This is a genomic window from Gracilimonas sp. (assembly GCF_040218225.1).
Lineage (GTDB): Bacteria > Bacteroidota > Rhodothermia > Balneolales > Balneolaceae > Gracilimonas.
Genome location: NZ_JAVJQO010000003.1, coordinates 129,005 through 147,027, shown reverse-complemented (window position 1 = coordinate 147,027; position 18,023 = coordinate 129,005). Strand labels below are relative to the sequence as shown.

Genomic DNA, 18,023 nt, shown 5'->3' with positions numbered 1-18,023 from the left:
CGAGAAATGAGCCTTGCGAATGCCGAAGCAATCTTCCTGATCCACTGGGGAATTTTTTAAAGGAAGATTGCGTCGTCGCAAGGATTTCGAGCCAAATTTTGTACATAGTTGGCTCCTCGCAATGACAATCTTTATTTACTTCTGTTTCCATAGCGTTTTTGATTGCTGATTTTACTTCTAAAGCTCTTTGAACCAACTTTTCATGCGCTCAGTGATTTTTTGCATCACCTGCTCAACATTGGTTCCTTTTGATGATGATGGCATCATCGTTTGGTTGTTCGCGGTTCCTGAACGAAGGGCATGCATCACCAGACCTACACCGGTAGCGTAAATCGGGCTGTTCACTTCTTCTTTCAGTCCACCTGTGATGCCTAATGGAATTCCCACTTTGGCATCCAGTCCTAATATTTCGTTTGCAAGGGGACATACATTCTTCACAAGCGATCCGCCGCCGGTAATAACGACGCCGGCACTCATGGAGTCAGCATATCCGCTGCGTTTGATTTCAATTCCCACGATCTCCAGAATTTCTTCCATCCGAGCCTGAACAATCTTAGCGAGAATACTCTTGGTAATTTCTTTGGGAGGTCGTCCCGCAATGCCGGGTACCGTTATGACTTCATCCTCTTCGATCAGATCAGCATAACTTTCGCCGTGCTTGCGTTTCAGGGTTTCGGCCTGATCGTCAAGCACGCTGAGCCCGAGACGAATGTCGTCGGTTACTTTTTGTCCGGCGATGGCAATTACCGCCGTGTGGCGGATCGTGTTATCCTGGAAGATGGCTACGTCAGTTGTTCCACCTCCGATATCCACCAGTACCACACCGGCTTCTTTTTCCTCTTCATCCAATACGGAGTAAGAGGAAGCCAGCGGTTCTAAAATGATGTCGGCAACCTGGTATCCGGCGCGTTCCACACAGCGATAGATATTTTTGGCCGCTGATACCAGTCCGGTTATGATGTGAACTTCGGCTTCCATACGCATGCCGCTCATTCCCACCGGATCACTGATTCCATCTTGTCCGTCCACCACAAATTCTTGTGGAATCACGTGCAGAATCTGCTGGTCAGTCGGAAGCATGATGCGCTGGCAGTCTTCAAGAAGACGCTCCACATCTTTAGCTGTAATTTCATTGTCTTTGTTGTTGATGGTGATCACACCTTTGCTTCGCATGCTGCGGATATGATCGCCGGCAATACCCACATTAACCGAATTTACCTGGATACCGGAAGCCAGTTCAGCCTGGGCAATGGCATCTTTGATAGCATTTACGGTTTTGTCGATGTTTACCACCACTCCCCGGTTCAGGCCATCGCTTTGAGCTTTGCCTACCCCAAGAATATGAATTCGTTCCTGTTCATCGATTGAAGCTACGATTGCGCAAATTTTAGTAGTCCCGATATCGAGACCTACCATGATGTTTTCATGTTCTTCCATGACGATCCGCTGTGTTTTTGTTGATTGCTAAGTTTCTTTTCTGGGTTGATGGCGAAGCCAAGTCAGAGTAAAAGTCTGATACAGAATCTTTCTTCAGTAATCCTTTGTCCGGTTCTGTTAGCAGTGTATTCAAAAGACTTCCTGCCTGCTTTATCCGTTCCGCCCGCTCTGTATCGGAACGATTGGATGATTCTTCTTTCAGCATAGAATATCCCTGGATATCTGCAAACGATATATGGTTAAAATCAAATTTCACGGGTCACCACCTGATTTGTAAACCGGAGATCAACTTGTCGCATCGATTGGATGCCTTTTACCCGAATTACATCCGTATAAAAGGCTTTCCAGTTCTCCAGTTTGGTTTGAAAGTCATTTCGACCGAATAGTAGCTTTACTCCATTTTCATGACTTAAGGCTACCACGCCGTCGTTTTCATCATATACCACCTCACTTATGGTGGTCCATCCAAAGCCATCGATTTTAGCTCGCATCAAAAAGTCTCGTACCTGTGCAAATTCTTCGGTTTTAATGGTATCAGTGGATGTTGCGCTATATCCATACAGAAGTGGTACATCCTGTGTTTTACCTTCCAAAATGGGTAATCGAACACCCTCTGCATCTACGTAAATCCGGTCTGCTCCATTAACCAAAAGCGCAATAGGTTGCCGTTCAGCTACATTCAATCTCAAGTCTCCGCTGGGCTCGATGTATGGTTTCACTGAACGCACGTAGTCAAGCTTTTCGACTCTTTGAACAACTGCATACAGATTCAAACTATCTGGCTTTACACCCAAAGGTATATTTGCCGCCTGCTTCACCTGCTCATAGTCGGTGTAGTACAAGCTGTTTACCTGCACATCCTGCACGGTCACATTCTTGTTCCAATAGAGCGCAGCAAGTACAGCAACTCCAGTTACCATCAATACAGTGGTAATCCAGGGCAGTAAACTTTTATTTGAACCTTGATTGCTCAACTACCTGGCTTTTGGTTTGAATTTTCCTGATTTCAATGCTTCAACGAACTCTTCGCCAAAGCGGTAAATATCACCGGCACCCATCGTAATGATGATATCACCGGGTTCTGCAATTTCTTTCAGCGTTTTGGTGACATCCTCTTTGTTCTCCACGTACATCACATTCTTATGCCCATACTGTTCGGCCGTATCTGCAATCAATTTCCCGGTTACGCCTTCGATTGGTTTTTCGCGGGAAGGATACACGTCGGTCACAATCAGCATCTCTGCGTCAAAGAATGAGAGTCCAAATTCCTTATATAAATCCTGGGTACGTGAGTACAAGTGCGGCTGAAAAACAGCAACTACCCGGCGATCGGGCCAACCTTTGTTTGCTGCCTGTAAAGTTGCATGAACTTCGGTTGGGTGATGGGCATAGTCATCAATCACCATACAGCCGTTGTCATATTTCAGCTGGAAGCGGCGGAATACTCCTTCAAATCGCTCCAGACCTTTTTTAATCAGTTTAAAATCAATATCTAGCTCGAGTCCGGTTGCAATTGCAGCTAAAGCATTTTTTACGTTATGCTCGCCAGGTGCTTTCAGTGTAATCACGCCGAGCTTTTCACCTTCCCAAATCACGGAGAAGGTGCTTGTAAAGGCATCCGCTCTGATATCAGTCGCGCGGAGTTGAGCTTGCGGAGTTAATCCATAGGTAATAACCCGCTTCTCTAGTTCAGGGAGAATGCTTCGGACGTTCGAATCATCCAAACAGACGATAACCGCTCCGTAAAAGGGCACTTTGTTGGCATAATCAATGAACGCCTGCTTTACATCTTCCAGGTCATCATAGATGTCGAGATGTTCGGCCTCAATATTCGTAATTATCGCAAGGGAAGGAGAAAGTCGGAGGAAGGTGCGGTCGAACTCGTCGGCTTCAACAACAATTAAATCTCCTTTACCAACAACGGCATTCGTTTTATCAAAACTGTGAACTTTACCGCCTACAATAATAGTCGGATCGTAATTTCCATCCTGGGTAACATGACCCACCATAGTCGTGGTTGTTGTCTTGCCATGCGTGCCGGCTACACCAATACCGAACTTCATTTTCATCAGCTCGGCCAGCATTTCCGCCCGTTTGATAGTCGGAATGCGCTCTTCAATAGCCGCTTTGGTTTCTACATTCTCATCGGCTTTAACGGCGCTGGTGTAAACAACTACATCAGCCCCGTCAATGTATTCAGCCTTATGGCCTTTGTGAACCGTAGCACCGAGTTCCTGCAGACGTTTGGTAGTTTCGGTTACCGCACCGTCCGAGCCGGTTACCTTATATCCGCGCTGCAACAATATTTCGGCCATCCCGCTCATACCAATGCCACCTATACCCACCATGTGGATATGTTTTGTGCGGCCAAATACGGGTTGTGTTTCGATGCGTTTTTCCACTACTGCGTTCTTATAACTTTGATTTTGCAATTTCTAAAATTTCCTTGGCAATCAGCTTGGCTGCATCGGGTTTTGCCAAATTCAATGCAGCCTGATTCATACGTTTCAGGTTTTCCTGATCAAAGATCAGCTGCTCCACCAGTTCGGTCATGGTCTCTTTCATAGCATTATCCTCCAACAGTTTGGATGCACCTGCATCTACCATTGCTTTAGCGTTTTGTGTCTGGTGATCTCCGGCAACATTAGGAGAGGGGACCAATACACTTGGTTTTCCCGTTAGCATTAATTCCGAGCACGAACTGGCACCGGCACGACTAATTACCAAGTCTGCTGCTGCATAAGCTTCCGCCATGTTGTCCAGGAAAGCAGTGAGCCGCAGGTTGTCTAATTTCTTTTCGTTGATTTCGGTAGAGAGTTCATCATAATACCGTGCTCCACACTGCCAGATAATTTGTAGTCCGGCATGGTTGTGAAGCTGTTCAATATTGGCTTTCATCGCCTCATTGATGGTTTTTGCTCCACCGCTACCACCCATTACCAGCAACACCGGTTTGCTGTCGTCAAAGCCAAAAGACTGTAATGCTTTGGATTTATCAGCACCGGTCAAAGTGGCGCGGGTTGGGTTGCCTGTGATCTCCGTTTTTTCTTCGGGGAGATAACGATCGGCTTCCTTGAAAGCGGTAAATATTTTAGTTGCAAACTTCGCCAGTAATCGATTCGTAACTCCGGGAAAGCTGTTTTGCTCTTGGATTACAATGGGGATTCCTTTTTTCCCAGCTACCCATCCAACCGGACCGGCTACATATCCCCCACAGGAAACCACCACATGTGGTTTGTAGCCCGATAAAATTCTCAGGCTTTGCATCAGGCTGGTCATCAGTTTCACCGGGAATAGTAAATTTTTCAGGGTGAACCGACGGTGAAAACCACTGATCCATACATTTCTGATATCGTAGCCTGCTTTGGGAACGGCCTGCCATTCCATGTGGTCTTTGGTTCCTACAAAAAGGATTTTCGTATCAGCTTGTTCTTTCTTCAGGGCATCTGCGATAGCAATGGCCGGATACACGTGTCCGCCTGTACCGCCGGCTGCCAATAAAATACGTGGGTTCTTATCCATAGAATAAGGTCCTCCGGTCCCGGTTATGTTTCGAGATATTGAGGAGGATTCCTACCATCAGTCCGGCAAAAAGCATACTGGTTCCGCCATAACTCACAAAAGGCATGGGGAGTCCCGTTACCGGAAGGATGCCACTGGCAACCCCGGCGTTCACAAATCCATAAAAAACGATAGTCAGCGTACAGGCCACGGCCAATAATGATCCCAGGTGGTCTTCCGCATTCCGGGCGATAAATACGATGCCCCGGAATAAAATCAGTGTGAAAATGAAAATGAGTGACATCGCTCCAATCAGTCCATATTCTTCGGCGATAATCGCAAAAATAAAATCGTTGTATGGAGCAGGGAGGAAGTCGCGCTGTGAGCTTTTCCCAATACCAACACCCATAAGTTCACCTTTGGCAATGGCAATATGAGCTTGTTGAGCCTGGTATCCGCTGCCTTGAATAATATGCTCGCTTGGAATCTCTTTAATCTGATTCAGGTACTGTTCAATTCTATCCTGACGGTTTGTGGATTGCCCAAGAAGTAAGGCTCCGCCTAAAATCCCGATGGCAACTAACGAGCCTAGCTGAATTACGCTTACTCTTCCTACAAACATTATCACCAGACAAATACCCATCAGGATGGCGGCGCTACTAAAATCTTCGATGCCAATCAGTCCACAGGTTAAAATGACCCAAAACATGATAGGCAGGAAGGTTTTCTTAAAATCTTTGATGTATTCCTGCTTTTCACTTAGTAAAACGCAAACGTGAATCATTAACGCGACGGTGGCAACCATCGACGGTTGGAAAGAAAATCCGCCTACATTCAGCCAGCGTTTGGCTCCAAATTGTTCGGTTCCAAAAGCGAGAACAGCCAGTAGTAAAATCAGGCTTACAACCATTCCAATTCGGCTAAACTTGGCAATGGTGTGATAATTCATCTTTGAGGCAATCAGCATTACAAAGAATGCGATTCCAAGCTTTACCAGATGACCAATAATCAACGTTCCGGCCGTGGTAGATTTGGTTTCCGCAAAAAACGCGATAGACGAATACACCGCCAGCATTCCGAACGTCATCAGGATCACAACCGACATCAACAGGTACCGATCGCTGCCTTGCTTGCGCGTATCGATATCCTCAGCAGAAGTGCCGATGATGTTGGAAATATTGCTATGTGGACTCGTGTATATCACTTTGTATTATATCCGAAATTACAAGCACCAAGTGCTAAAGCTCCCGCAAAACCGACACTCGTCATTGCGAGGAGCCCGCTCTGTACTATTCGATTTAAAAATTCTTTCGACGTGGCAATCCCCTTGAACTGTTTAAGAGCTTGAAACGGGGAGATTGCTTCGTCGTTTAACATGGTCATCTTAATCTTGCTAAATAAACTCCTCGCAATGACGGGTATTGGTAACATATGTGATAGCATTTTGGTCATTGAAATTTGGAGCTTGGTATTTAAAGTTTGTTTACTTCTTCTTTGAAAATTTTACCGCGGTGCTCGTAGCTGTCAAACATGTCAAAAGAGGCGCAGGCCGGGCTTAGAAGAACGACTTCACCCCGTTTGGCTACTTTCTTTGCAGCTCTTACAGCACCGCCCATGGTTTCAACCCGAACAAAGTTGGGTGCTACTTTCCCGAGTTGTTCTTCCACCCGGTCTTTGGATTCACCTATGGCGATAATGGTGTGAACTTTCTCGCGAATTTGTGCTTCCAGCTCGCTATAGTCATTTCCTTTGTCGCGACCACCAAGTATCAGAGTAACCGGAACATGGAAGCTGTCTAAGGCAAACCAAACCGCATTCACATTGGTGGCTTTACTGTCGTTAATGTATTTCACGCCTTCCACTTCGCGAGCCATCTCCAGGCGATGTTCAACACCGGTGAAGCTTTTCAGGCTCTCGCGAATCGCTTCATTTTTAATTTCAGCCGCACGGGCTGCCAATGCGGTGGCAAGTCCATTACTCAGGTTGTGCTTGCCACGTAGTCCTATTTCTTCTACTGACATAAGGGGTTCTTCTTTATTGTTGAATTTGAAGATGATATGATTGTCGCGAACAAAAGCTCCTTCCGGTACTTCCTTCTCATTCGAGAAAGCCCAAAGTTGTGGAGCCGATTGCTTTTGCTTTAGCTGTTCAACATGTTTTTGGATGATGGGGTCATCATAATTAAAGATGAACCGGTCATCCGCCGTCTGATTTTCTGTAATTCTGAATTTTGCTGCAGCATAGGCTTCAAGACTATACTGATAGCGATTCAGGTGGTCGGGAGTAATGTTCAGAATCATACTCACCGCCGGTTTAAAGTCTTTGATATGATCCAGTTGAAAACTGCTGATTTCGAGCAGGAAGTCGCCCTGATTCTTGTCAATCACATCGGAAAAGGCCACGCCGATATTTCCGGCTAGTGCATGTTCACGTTTTGCGGTTTCCCAAACATGATCCAGCCAGTTTGCAACGGTTGTTTTTCCATTGCTCCCGGTAACAGCAATAACATTCTGATCGGTAAACCAGCTTGCCGCTTCTATTTCGGAATACACTTTCTTCCCTTTATTCAGGTAATACTGAATGATAGGGGCTTCAGTTGGTACTCCCGGACTGACTACCACAAAATCAGCTTGTCTGGCTTTTTCAGTGTGTCCGTTTTCCTCAAAAGGAATACCTGATGCTGACAATTTCTTTTTGGCTTCATCGGAAATCTTCCCGTAATCAGACACAAAAATATCCGCCCCTTTTTTATGAAGGAGTAGAGCAGAGGCAATACCACTTCGGGCAGCGCCAATCACAACGATATGTTGGTCTTTAACTTCTCTCATCGGATTTTGAGCGTTAACAAGCTTAGAATTCCCAGTAAAACGGTGATAATCCAGAACCGAACCACTATTTTCTGTTCAGGCCATCCTTTCTTCTCATAATGGTGATGGATGGGAGTCATTAAGAAGACCCGCCGGCCTTCCCCATATTTTCTTTTTGTGTATTTGAACCAGGTTGTTTGAATGATCACCGAAAGCGTTTCAATAAAAAAGATGCCGCAAATGAATGGGAGTAATAATTCTTTGTGAAGCATCAGGGCAACAGCTCCAAAGGCGCCTCCAAGGGCAAGTGAGCCAGTGTCGCCCATAAAAACAGAAGCCGGATTCGTGTTATACCACAGAAAACCTATACAGGCTCCAATCAGCGAAGCAGCAAAAATGGTGAGCTCACCGGCTCCCGGCAGGTACATAATGTCTAGGAATCCGGAGAAGTCAACCCGGCCGGACACGTAAGCAAAAATGGCGAATACAATTCCACAAATGGCGGATGTTCCGGCGGCAAGTCCGTCAAGTCCGTCGGTTAAATTGGTTGCGTTACTTACGGCTGTAATCACAAAAACAGCTACCCCGAGATAAATCATCCAGCCTAAGGTTTCACCGAAATAGGCATAATCGATGTTTACGTTCTTCAGAAAGGGGACCGTAGATAGTGAATTAAAGGTCTCAAAATCAGGATGGAAGTATAGTACGGCACCCACCACCAAGCCAACAATTACTTGCCCGGCAATTTTGAACCAACCAGCCAATCCGCTTTTATCTTTCTTGACGACTTTAATGTAGTCGTCTATAAACCCAACGATTCCCAGGGCCAGAACCACGAATACGATCAGCCAGCTGTAGATGCTTTCCATTTTCATCCACAGGAGGGCAGGGATTACGATTGCAAGAATGATGATTACACCACCCATGGTTGGGGTTTCGCCTTTTGCAAGGTGGCTGTCCAGTCCAATGTCGTCCCGAATCACTTCCCGCAGCTGTAGTTTACTTAACCAGTGGATGATTTTCTTACCAACAAACAGGCTAATCAACAGGGAGGTTACCGCTGCCAAGGCTGTTCGGGTTGAGATGAAAGCCACGGCTCCGGTACCGGGTACATCATAAGTAGCATCAAGCCAGGTGAAAAGTTCGTGCAGCATCAGTTTCCTCCCTTCGCTTTAGCGGTTAGAAACTCACGGGCAATTTCCCGGTCATCAAAGTGAAGACGTTGGCCATTTACTTCCTGATAATCCTCATGGCCTTTACCGGCAATCAGAATGATTTCATTTCCGGAAGCATCTTCAATAGCTTTTTGAATAGCCTCTTTTCGGTCAGTGATGCTTTTCACGTTATCAAGCACTTCAAATCCGTCCAGTATATCTGCGATGATTAAATCTGGGTTTTCCGTTCGGGGATTGTCACTCGTTACAATAATTTTGTCAGCAAATTCGGCTGCAGCTTGAGCCATTTTAGGACGTTTGCTTGAATCACGGTCTCCGCCGGCACCAAAAATAACGGTAAGTGTTTGGTTAGCTTCTTTCACAGAAGAAAGGGTAGAGCAAACATTTTCTAAAGCATCCGGCGTATGGGCATAGTCTACAATTACAACCGGAAGGTTCTCTCCGTCAATGGTTACCGGTTCCATGCGCCCGGCAGCACCTTTGGCGTCACTCAAAGCTTTAATAACTTCTTTAGCATCCAACCCAAGTGCTTTGCAGATCAAAAATGCTTCTCCCACATTATAGGCGTTGAAAGTTCCCATTAATGGGCTTTCAATTTTTTCTCCATTAACCACAATGGTGATGCCATCAGGAGAATTCTTGAGGATGTGAGAGGTATCATTCTTAAAACTAAGCAGCGATTTCTGTGCTTTACAGTCTTTTAGCATGAAGTTTCCCTGCACATCATCTGTATTTACAACAGCTGTTGATGATTCAGGGAGGTGATCGAATAAAATTTTCTTGGCCTTGGCGTATTCATCCAGAGTTTCATGATAGTCGAGATGATCCTGACTCAGGTTTGTGAAGGCTGCCACATCAAATTCAAAACCGGCTACCCGATCCTGGTGCAGGGCATGTGAGGAAACTTCCATCACTAAGTATTCTGAACCGGCCTCTACCATGGTTTTCATATCGTTAGCCAGTTCAATCGGGTCGGAAGTAGTTAGCTTACTGTCAAAAACCTCTTCTAAAATTCGCTTGCTAACCGTTCCCAACAGGGATGTTTTTTCTCCGCAGGCGCATAATACCTGATAAACCAATGTGGCTGTGGTTGTTTTTCCATTGGTTCCGGTTATACCTATAACTCTAAGCTGTTCGCCCGGGTTACCGGCAAAAGCCTGGGCAATAGGTCCGGCTAGTTTCTGAGTGTTTTCAACTTCAATAACACATACATCTTCTTCAGTGTAGTAGGATTCCTCACAGATGATGACTTTGGCTCCACGGCCAATAGCATCTTCCAAAAACATATGTCCGTCAACCTGGGTGCCACGGATAGCGATAAAGACCGAACCTTCCTGCACCTCACGGGAATCGATGGCGAACGTAGTTATCTCACCATCAAAATCTTTGTTTGTGACGTGCAGCGGGTTACAAATTTCTATGAGTTTATCTATCGTCAATTATCGCTTTTCGGTTTGAGTGAGCAATTCCAGTGATTTCGCTTTACCGCGAATCGTAACGCTATATCCTTTTCTAAGGTGTTCTCCCTTTTTAGGATACTGAGCAAATACGGTTCCTGAGCCAATGATCTCGGTTTCGAGTCCACGCTCTGTAAGTAGGTTAGTAGCCTGGCGCATGTTCATGCCAATCAGGTCGGGAATCTCAGCATATCCATCTTTAACTTTTGCACTATCAGAAGCGGCATAAGTTTCCGACAGCGTAAGAGAAATTTCCTGTCCGATATTGATTTCGGTTCCGGCTTCAGGGGTTTGCTTAGTGATGTATCCTGATTTACCGGAAACTTCATAAGGGATGTTCAGGTCTGCCAGTAATTGAGTAGCCTGGTTTTTATTGAGTCCTTTAAGGAATGGCACCTGTACAAATTGAGTTGTTTCCTCTTCGCTGGCTTTCATGTTTTGTTGAATGTCACTATCAAGTCCGGCAATGCGTTTAGCAACATTTTGAAAAATCGGAGCTGCAGTAAACCCACCATAGCCACTTGTTTTCGGCTCATCTAACAGAATCAGGCAAACATATTGTGGATTTTCTACCGGGAAAAAGCCCACGAAGGATCCACGGTAATTATTGGTATACCGGCCATTCACAACTTTTTTGGCAGTTCCTGTTTTACCAGCTATGCGAAGTCCGGTTACCTGTGCCAGATCTCCGGTTCCTGAATCTGTGACTACACTTTCAAATATGGGATACAGTTTATCTAAAGTAGATTTTTTAGCAATACGCCTGATTTCAACCGGTTCATGTTGAGATACAACTTCTCCATTCTTGTCTTCAATTCGTTCAACCAAATATGGACGCATCATTTTTCCATTATTTGCAAAAGCAGCGTAAGCCTGAGCAATCTGTAAAGGAGTTGTTTGAATCTCATAGCCGTGTGACATCCACGGAAGCGTCACTAAACTCCATTCGTAAGGTTTGGCGAGTCTTCCTTCCACTTCACCGATTAGATCTACATTAGTACTGGAGCCAAAACCCATATTCCGGGCATACTGGTAAAATACTTCCTTGTTCATCCGCATAGCGATTTCAGCGGTAGCTACATTGGATGATTTTTGAATAACTTCCTGGAAAGTCAGGTCGCCCAATGGATCATGATCGCGTAAAACCAAATCATGGATAACCATTTCTCCATCATCTGGGGTGTCGAAAACTTCTTTAAAATTAACAACGTCTTGTTCTACTGCAGCAATTGCGGTTACCAGCTTGAAGGTAGAACCCGGCTCGATCATGTCAGAAATAGCGAAATTCCGACGGTTTTCTTCATCGTTGCTTCCGGGGTAATTGGGGTCGAAAGTAGGATAATTAGCCAGGGCTTTGATGGCTCCTGTTCTGGGATCGATGATAATGCCAGTCCCATAATTAGCCAGATGCTTTTCTACACCAGCCTGCAGTTCGTCTTCCAGGATGGCTTGTATATAGGCATCAATAGTAGTATGAAGTGAATATCCGTTGCGTGGTAATTTTTTTGGCGCACCCACGTATTCGAAAATCCGGTTAAATGGATCTCTGCGGACCTGACGGACTCCATCTTCTCCCTTGAGCTCTTCATTATAATAAGCTTCCAGCCCAATCCGGCCATTGGTTTCATGGTTTACAAATCCTAAAGTATGAGCGGCAAGCGTTCCAAAAGTGTACTTTCGGCGATAATTTTCTTCAAGGATGACACCATCCAGATCAAGTGCTTTAATCTGGTCTTTTGCCAGTACAGACAAATTAGTTTCCAATACAATGTATCTTGATCGTGCCGGAGCTGAGTTTATCTTGGTCCTGTAATAAGATGCGCCTTTATTAGTTAAAGCAGATAACTTCATAATGAGTTGATCAACCTGCTCTTTGGGTACCCCTGGCTTTCCATTAACGGTTACTTTTGGATCAAAAGCGAGTTTATAGTCCACGGCATTAGTAGCCAGCAGGGTTCCATTGGCATCATATATATTACCACGTTGTGCAGGAATCGGGATCTGATCAACAGCTTGTTTGCTCCAAAGGCTCCGTAGTTCTTCGCCTTCAAAATAATTGATGCGAATCAGCTGAAACCCTAAAGCGCATGGAATCAGGAGTATCAACCCAAGAACGATAAACATTCGGCTCAATATGGCAGTGCGTTCATCCATCAGTACTAATCCTCTTTTATGATGATGACTTTATCTGCCGGGCCGCCGTTTACGAAACCTTGTTCTTCGGCTTTGCGGTAAATCTCAGCCGGACCGATCATGCGGTCGTAGCGAAGTTTGAGCTCGTCATATTGAGCCCGTGCCCGATTGTATTCCGCCTCCAGCGTCTGAACTTCATCTAACAGGCGCTGGGTTGAGAATACATGGGTAAGATATAGCAAACCCAATGCCCCGATGATGATACTTCCTACAATCACCTTCCAGGGTTTGACCTTTGGGAGGCCAATTTTAGAGTTCGCTTTTGCAGTATGCTTTGTCCGACGTTGTTTTGGGGAGGAAGATTTGTTGTCGGGCAGAGATACTTTACGAAGGTTGGGACGGATGTCATGCTTTTTAAGTGGGGATTGCACGATCATGAGTCGCCTCCTTCTATCTTCTCGGCTATCCGAAGTTTAGCGCTTCGGGAGGCCGGGTTTACAGAAACCTCTTCTTTATTGGGGGTAATAACCTGCTTGTTGACAGGCTTTATGGGGGATATCGGGTTTCCATAAAAGTCTTTTTCCACTTTACCTTCGAAGTTACCGGCTTTGAAAAAGCGTTTAACAATACGGTCTTCGAGAGAGTGGTACGAAATAGCTACAATGCGCCCGCCGGGCTTCAAAACTTCCAGCGATTCTTCCATCACTCGCTTAAGCATATCCAATTCACGGTTCACTTCAATGCGGATACCCTGGAATACACGGGCCAGTGATTTTACTTCAAATCGTTTATTAACTACTGATGAAACCACTTTTTGAAGTTCACCGGTAGTTTCTACAGGCCGGTTTTCAATAATGGCTTTGGCTATCTGTCGGCTTTGTTTCTCTTCTCCATAATGGAAGATGACATCGCGCAGCTTTTCGTATTCATATTCATTTACCACTTGGTAAGCGGATACTCCGGAAAGATTTCCCATTCTCATATCGAGCGGGCCGTCTTCCTGGAAGCTGAATCCCCGTTCCGCTTCTTTAATCTGGTGGGTTGAAACTCCTAAATCCAAAAGGATTCCGGCTACCTGTCCGTGGATTTGGGGAGGTAGAAGTGTTGACAGGTAGCCAAAATTGCCTTTTATGGGGGAAAAACGGGAGTCATCGCCAATATTGGATGAGGCAGCTTCAAGCGCCTCATCGTCCTGGTCGATGCCGTATAGCCGTCCGTTTTCACCAAGGTGTTTTAAAATTTCTTTGGAATGGCCACCGCCTCCAAGCGTACCATCTATATACAGGCCATCCTTATCGGTGATAAGTCCTTCTACCGATTCATTTAGTAAAACCGGAATATGTTGGTGATATGTCGTCATCTCAAGCACCATCGGTTTCCGGTTCATCTCCCATCACTTGTTCAAAAATCTCTTCGAAGGCACCGTCGTCGAGTGCTTCATCAGCTTCGGCCAATTTCTCAGGATCCCATACCTCTATATACTCGCCCATTCCAAGGAATACGGCTTTTCCGTTAATCTCTGCATATTCAGTGAGGTCAGAGGGCAGGGCTATCCGGTTTTGCTTATCAAGGGACACATCTTCAGCGTAGCGCAGGAAGTTTCGTTTAGCCAGACGGCCTTTTTTTGTGAAATTATTAATACGAGATAGTTTCTCTTCTACATTCGACCACTCATCTTCGGGATATAAATAAAGACAAGGTTCCTGTCCGCGTACAATAGTGAAGCGTTCTTGTGCGGCGGGGCTTAATGATTTGCGTAACTTGGCAGGGAAGGCTACGCGGCCTTTGGCATCTATACTATGCTCGTATTGTCCTTTAAAACTTGGCACGATATCCCTGCGTGTTTTAGATTGCTTAAATTAGATCAAAAGGAGAGCAGTCCCCACTATCTCCCACTTCACCCCACAATGTACCCCAAAGTACCACTTTGTGTCAAGAGCTTTCCCTTATAAAGTTAAAACAGTGCGCGAGTGGGTTTTTTAAGTATTGAGGCAAGTTTTTTGAATCCCGAACATATCTTGTATATATGCCATTTGGGTCCGCATTCTATAGGAGCAGTCGTTGTTTAGTGCGGAAAATTCGAGGATTTAGAGCAGTTGTGGGAGAGAGTGGGAGCCTTTTTTCAGCAAGTTAAAACAGAGGACTATTTTTCAATCAAATTATATTTTTTCATAACCTTTAAAACCTCTGCAATAGGAAGAGCCTGTTGAGTATGTCCGCGATTCCCGGTAACTGTAGTTGCCATGAACAAGGAATTCAGTATGGCTTCTTCGGTAGCTTCAACTGCAGCAAGAAAAAGAGGAGTGGTAGCAGCGTTTTCAAGTTCAGTATAGGTTTGGGTTGAACCGTTTTTCCTTGTGTCGATACGTACGTCTTCACTGGTTGAAAAAGCGATTACGTAATCACCACTTCCATTGGAAGCAAATCCTCCTACCCGTGCAATTCCAAGCAATGCTCTTTTTGCCAGTCGCTCTAAATTTCTGGAAAGGAGGGGAGCATCGGTAGCCACTATTATCATTATAGAACCATCCACATCATAAGGAATATCACTGGCCATGTAATGATTTTTAAGCTCCTCCCCAACCGGTGCTCCGTTAATGGTTAACACGCCTCCAAAATTGGACTGAACCAAAACCCCGACAGTATAACCTCCAAATTTTTTGGGAAGTTGCCGGGAGGAAGTCCCAATTCCACCTTTAAATCCCAGAGCCGAAGTTCCGGTTCCGGCGCCAACGCTCCCTTCCGCTACGGTTCCTGATTTTGCACTTTCGATAGCTTTAAAAACATGATCCATGGTAACATGACGGGCACGGATGTCATTCAGCCAGCCATCATTGGTCTCTCCTACAACGGGGTTAACCGATCGTACATTTTCATTCCCTGGCTGGCGTAATACATAATCAGTGATTCCATTGGCTACGGTGTGAATGCTTAAAGTATTAGTAAGTCCGATTGGGGTTTCTATTTCTCCTAATTCCCGGATTTGTGTAAACCCTAACGCCTTCCCGAACCCATTGCCCACATAAACGGCAGCAGGAACCCTGCTTTTGAACAAGTCTCCACCATGAGGCATAATAATCGTTACCCCCGTTCGGATATGTTCTCCTTCAATAACAGTCGAATGACCTACCTGAACATCTTCTACATCTGTGATTGCATTCAACGGTCCCGGCGCTAAAATCCCGGGTTTGATACCAAGATCACGGGCCCGTTGGCGTTCCTGAGAGTAAGAAATGTTAGCAATTAAAATAAAAGCAGAGAATGCAATCAGTGTTTTCATAAGCGAAATGATTTATCGTTTCGCTTACAATAAGTCAGTTCTGTTTGTAAGTCAAAATTGAATTAGGCTGAAATAATCCCCGCAATATCAATAATATCTCCCAAAACACCTGCGGCGGTTACATCTCGCCCGGCACCAGGTCCCTGCACAATGATGGGAGAAGTGGAATACCTTTTAGTATAAATCTGAATGAGATTATCGGTTCCTTTCAAACCGCCAAGGGGAGAGTCAGCTTTTACTTCCTCAATACCAACTTCGATACCTTCAGGAGTAAACTTACCCACATAACGTAATTTTCGGTTGTTAACCATGGCCTGTGCATTTCGGCTTTTCCAGTGGCCGTCAAATTCTGGCAGGTGCTTCAGAAACTCTTCTGTTGAAAGTGAGATTAGTTTCTCAGGAACCAGTGTATCTACTCTAATTTGATTTCGTTCGAATTTGTATCCGCTGGTTCGGGCCAGAATCAGAAATTTGCGGGCCACATCTTCTCCCGAGAGATCATCCCGAGGGTCTGGTTCAGAGTAGCCGCCTTCTTTTGCGCTTTTTACAGCTTCGCTGAATGGAACTCCATTCTGTAGTTGTGTAAACAGGAAGGTCATGGTTCCGGATGCTACCCCGGTAATTTTTGTGATTTCATCACCACTGTTTAGTAAAGTCTTGATAGTACTTATAACCGGAAGTCCGGCTCCGACTGCTGTTTCGTAACGGTATTGAGCCCGGCCGGTATTATTGGCTTTAATCAAGTGATCAAAATAATCCTGACCAAATGAATTAGCCCGCTTACTTGGCGTAGCTATGTGCACACCATGATTTAGCAAGTGTTGATATTGATGAGCTACAACTTCACTTCCGGTGGCATCCACAAAAATTAAGTTGCCTTCACTTCGATTTACCAGCTCATCGGGAATCACATTCCAGTCGGTAGTTTCGCCTTCTGTTAAACGGGTATCTTTGAGAATCTCTTCAATATCGGGATGCCATTGGGTAAACTTGCTGTTGCAAACTCCAATCACGTTTAGATCATAGAGGGAGTGATCCAGTTCATGAACCAACTTGGTCAAAGTGCCTCCGACAGCACCAATCCCGGCAATGAAGAGATTTATTTTCTTTCTTTTTATAGACAATTCTTGATGAGAATCGATAGACGATTTTTTTAGTGTAAGTGTCATGGTTTTACTTCGATGAGTGAGTGATAAAATGAGTGTAGTTGAGTATTTATCTGATCAAATTCGATCAGGAAGGCGTCGTGGCCATAGGGAGATTCAAGTTCAGCAAGCTTACTGTTTGGAATCAGTCTCGCCAGCTCCTTTTGTTCATTGATTGGATAGAGTTTGTCACTTGCAAATCCTACAATTAATATGGGCTTATTCAAGTTCCCTAAAACGGTTTCAAAACTTCCCCGCCCTCTGGATATGTCATGTGTATCCATTGCTTTAGAAAGGATGATGTAGGTGTTCGCATCAAATCGATCGACCAGTTTTTCTCCCTGGTAATTCAGGTATGATTCTACCTGGTAAATATCTTTCTCGGGATGAATTTCCCTGCCAAATTTCTGCTCATAATTTTCGGGGGTGCGGTAGGTGATCATGGCCATAGCCCGAGCAGCTGAAAGACCTTTTTTGGGTGGATTTTCCTGCTTATAAAATCCGTCATTCCAGTTTTTATCGGCATAGATAGCAAGCCGTTGCGCCTGACTGATTCCAATAGCCCAGGGAGAATGCGCTTTTCCCATTGCAAATAAGGCAGCAGATTGAACGCGTTTATCCATAATAGCAAACTCAAGAGCTGTCATTCCACCCAGAGAGCCACCCACAACCAACTCAATACCGTTTATCTCAAGTTCGTTTAACAGTTTTTGGTTAAACCGCACGATATCCCGGATGGTGATTTCGGGAAAATCAGCCTGCCAGTTTTTGCCGGTTTCAGGGTTGATGCTGGTTGGGCCAGTTGATCCACAGCAACTTCCCAGAATGTTAGTGCAAATAATGAAATGCTTGTCTGGATTGATGGTTTTATCAGATCCAATCAAACCGCCAAACCAAATATCAGCATCCGGGTTTCCGGTCAAAGCATGACAAATAAAGACCACATTATCTTTGTTTTCATTGAGTGTTCCCCAGCTTCGGTAAGCAATTTTGGGATTATGCAATTCCACTCCGGATTCAGTGGTAAATGAAGTTTTAAAAGTATGTATTTCAGGTTTCGCCATTCAAATTTATGATTAAAAAAGAAA

Annotated in this window: 16 protein-coding genes; all 16 read right to left on the bottom strand. The window is 45.0% G+C overall.

What is annotated here, in order from left to right:
• Positions 1-177: 177 nt before the first annotated feature.
• Positions 178-1,437 carry a cell division protein FtsA gene (gene ftsA / locus RIB15_RS03120; protein ID WP_350200689.1) on the bottom strand — a complete coding sequence of 420 codons (1,260 nt, stop codon included), beginning with the start codon at positions 1,435-1,437 and terminating at the stop codon, positions 178-180.
• Positions 1,424-1,693: a hypothetical protein gene (locus tag RIB15_RS03115; RefSeq protein WP_350200688.1), complete on the bottom strand. Its 270-nt coding sequence runs from the start codon at positions 1,691-1,693 to the stop codon at positions 1,424-1,426. Before RIB15_RS03115 ends, ftsA begins: the two co-directional genes overlap by 14 nt.
• Positions 1,683-2,411 (bottom strand): cell division protein FtsQ/DivIB, encoded by a 729-nt coding sequence (locus RIB15_RS03110; RefSeq protein WP_350200687.1) that lies wholly within the window; start codon positions 2,409-2,411, stop codon positions 1,683-1,685. Before RIB15_RS03110 ends, RIB15_RS03115 begins: the two co-directional genes overlap by 11 nt.
• On the bottom strand, positions 2,412-3,785 hold the full coding sequence (gene murC, locus RIB15_RS03105) for a UDP-N-acetylmuramate--L-alanine ligase (protein WP_350200856.1): 1,374 nt from the start codon (positions 3,783-3,785) through the stop codon (positions 2,412-2,414). It abuts the gene before it with no gap.
• A gap of 64 nt (positions 3,786-3,849) precedes the next feature.
• Complete coding sequence (gene murG, locus RIB15_RS03100) at positions 3,850-4,959, bottom strand: undecaprenyldiphospho-muramoylpentapeptide beta-N-acetylglucosaminyltransferase (RefSeq protein WP_350200686.1); 1,110 nt, start codon at positions 4,957-4,959, stop codon at positions 3,850-3,852.
• A complete protein-coding gene (locus RIB15_RS03095; protein ID WP_350200685.1) occupies positions 4,952-6,142 on the bottom strand; it encodes an FtsW/RodA/SpoVE family cell cycle protein in 1,191 nt (396 codons plus the stop codon). Before RIB15_RS03095 ends, murG begins: the two co-directional genes overlap by 8 nt.
• Before the next feature lie 268 nt (positions 6,143-6,410).
• Positions 6,411-7,766, bottom strand: a complete 1,356-nt coding sequence (murD, locus tag RIB15_RS03090) for a UDP-N-acetylmuramoyl-L-alanine--D-glutamate ligase (RefSeq protein ID WP_350200684.1) — start codon at positions 7,764-7,766, stop codon at positions 6,411-6,413.
• Positions 7,763-8,899 carry a phospho-N-acetylmuramoyl-pentapeptide-transferase gene (mraY, locus tag RIB15_RS03085; protein WP_290965968.1) on the bottom strand — a complete coding sequence of 379 codons (1,137 nt, stop codon included), beginning with the start codon at positions 8,897-8,899 and terminating at the stop codon, positions 7,763-7,765. The genes murD and mraY overlap by 4 nt, the downstream gene beginning before the upstream one ends.
• Positions 8,899-10,359 (bottom strand): UDP-N-acetylmuramoyl-L-alanyl-D-glutamate--2,6-diaminopimelate ligase, encoded by a 1,461-nt coding sequence (locus tag RIB15_RS03080; protein WP_350200683.1) that lies wholly within the window; start codon positions 10,357-10,359, stop codon positions 8,899-8,901. The genes mraY and RIB15_RS03080 overlap by 1 nt, the downstream gene beginning before the upstream one ends.
• Entirely contained in the window at positions 10,360-12,531 is a 2,172-nt protein-coding gene (locus RIB15_RS03075) for a penicillin-binding transpeptidase domain-containing protein (RefSeq protein ID WP_350200682.1), read from the bottom strand. It lies immediately after the preceding gene.
• A 5-nt stretch (positions 12,532-12,536) separates the two neighbouring features.
• Complete coding sequence (locus RIB15_RS03070; protein WP_350200681.1) at positions 12,537-12,947, bottom strand: hypothetical protein; 411 nt, start codon at positions 12,945-12,947, stop codon at positions 12,537-12,539.
• A complete protein-coding gene (gene rsmH, locus RIB15_RS03065) occupies positions 12,944-13,897 on the bottom strand; it encodes a 16S rRNA (cytosine(1402)-N(4))-methyltransferase RsmH (RefSeq protein ID WP_502881334.1) in 954 nt (317 codons plus the stop codon). The genes RIB15_RS03070 and rsmH overlap by 4 nt, the downstream gene beginning before the upstream one ends.
• Entirely contained in the window at positions 13,872-14,339 is a 468-nt protein-coding gene (gene mraZ, locus RIB15_RS03060) for a division/cell wall cluster transcriptional repressor MraZ (protein WP_350200680.1), read from the bottom strand. Before mraZ ends, rsmH begins: the two co-directional genes overlap by 26 nt.
• Positions 14,340-14,653: 314 nt before the next feature.
• Positions 14,654-15,790: a DmpA family aminopeptidase gene (locus tag RIB15_RS03055; protein WP_350200679.1), complete on the bottom strand. Its 1,137-nt coding sequence runs from the start codon at positions 15,788-15,790 to the stop codon at positions 14,654-14,656.
• Positions 15,791-15,852: 62 nt separating this feature from the next.
• Positions 15,853-16,959 carry a homoserine dehydrogenase family protein gene (locus RIB15_RS03050; RefSeq protein ID WP_350200678.1) on the bottom strand — a complete coding sequence of 369 codons (1,107 nt, stop codon included), beginning with the start codon at positions 16,957-16,959 and terminating at the stop codon, positions 15,853-15,855.
• Entirely contained in the window at positions 16,956-17,999 is a 1,044-nt protein-coding gene (metX, locus tag RIB15_RS03045) for a homoserine O-acetyltransferase MetX (RefSeq protein ID WP_350200677.1), read from the bottom strand. The genes RIB15_RS03050 and metX overlap by 4 nt, the downstream gene beginning before the upstream one ends.
• Positions 18,000-18,023 lie beyond the last annotated feature (24 nt).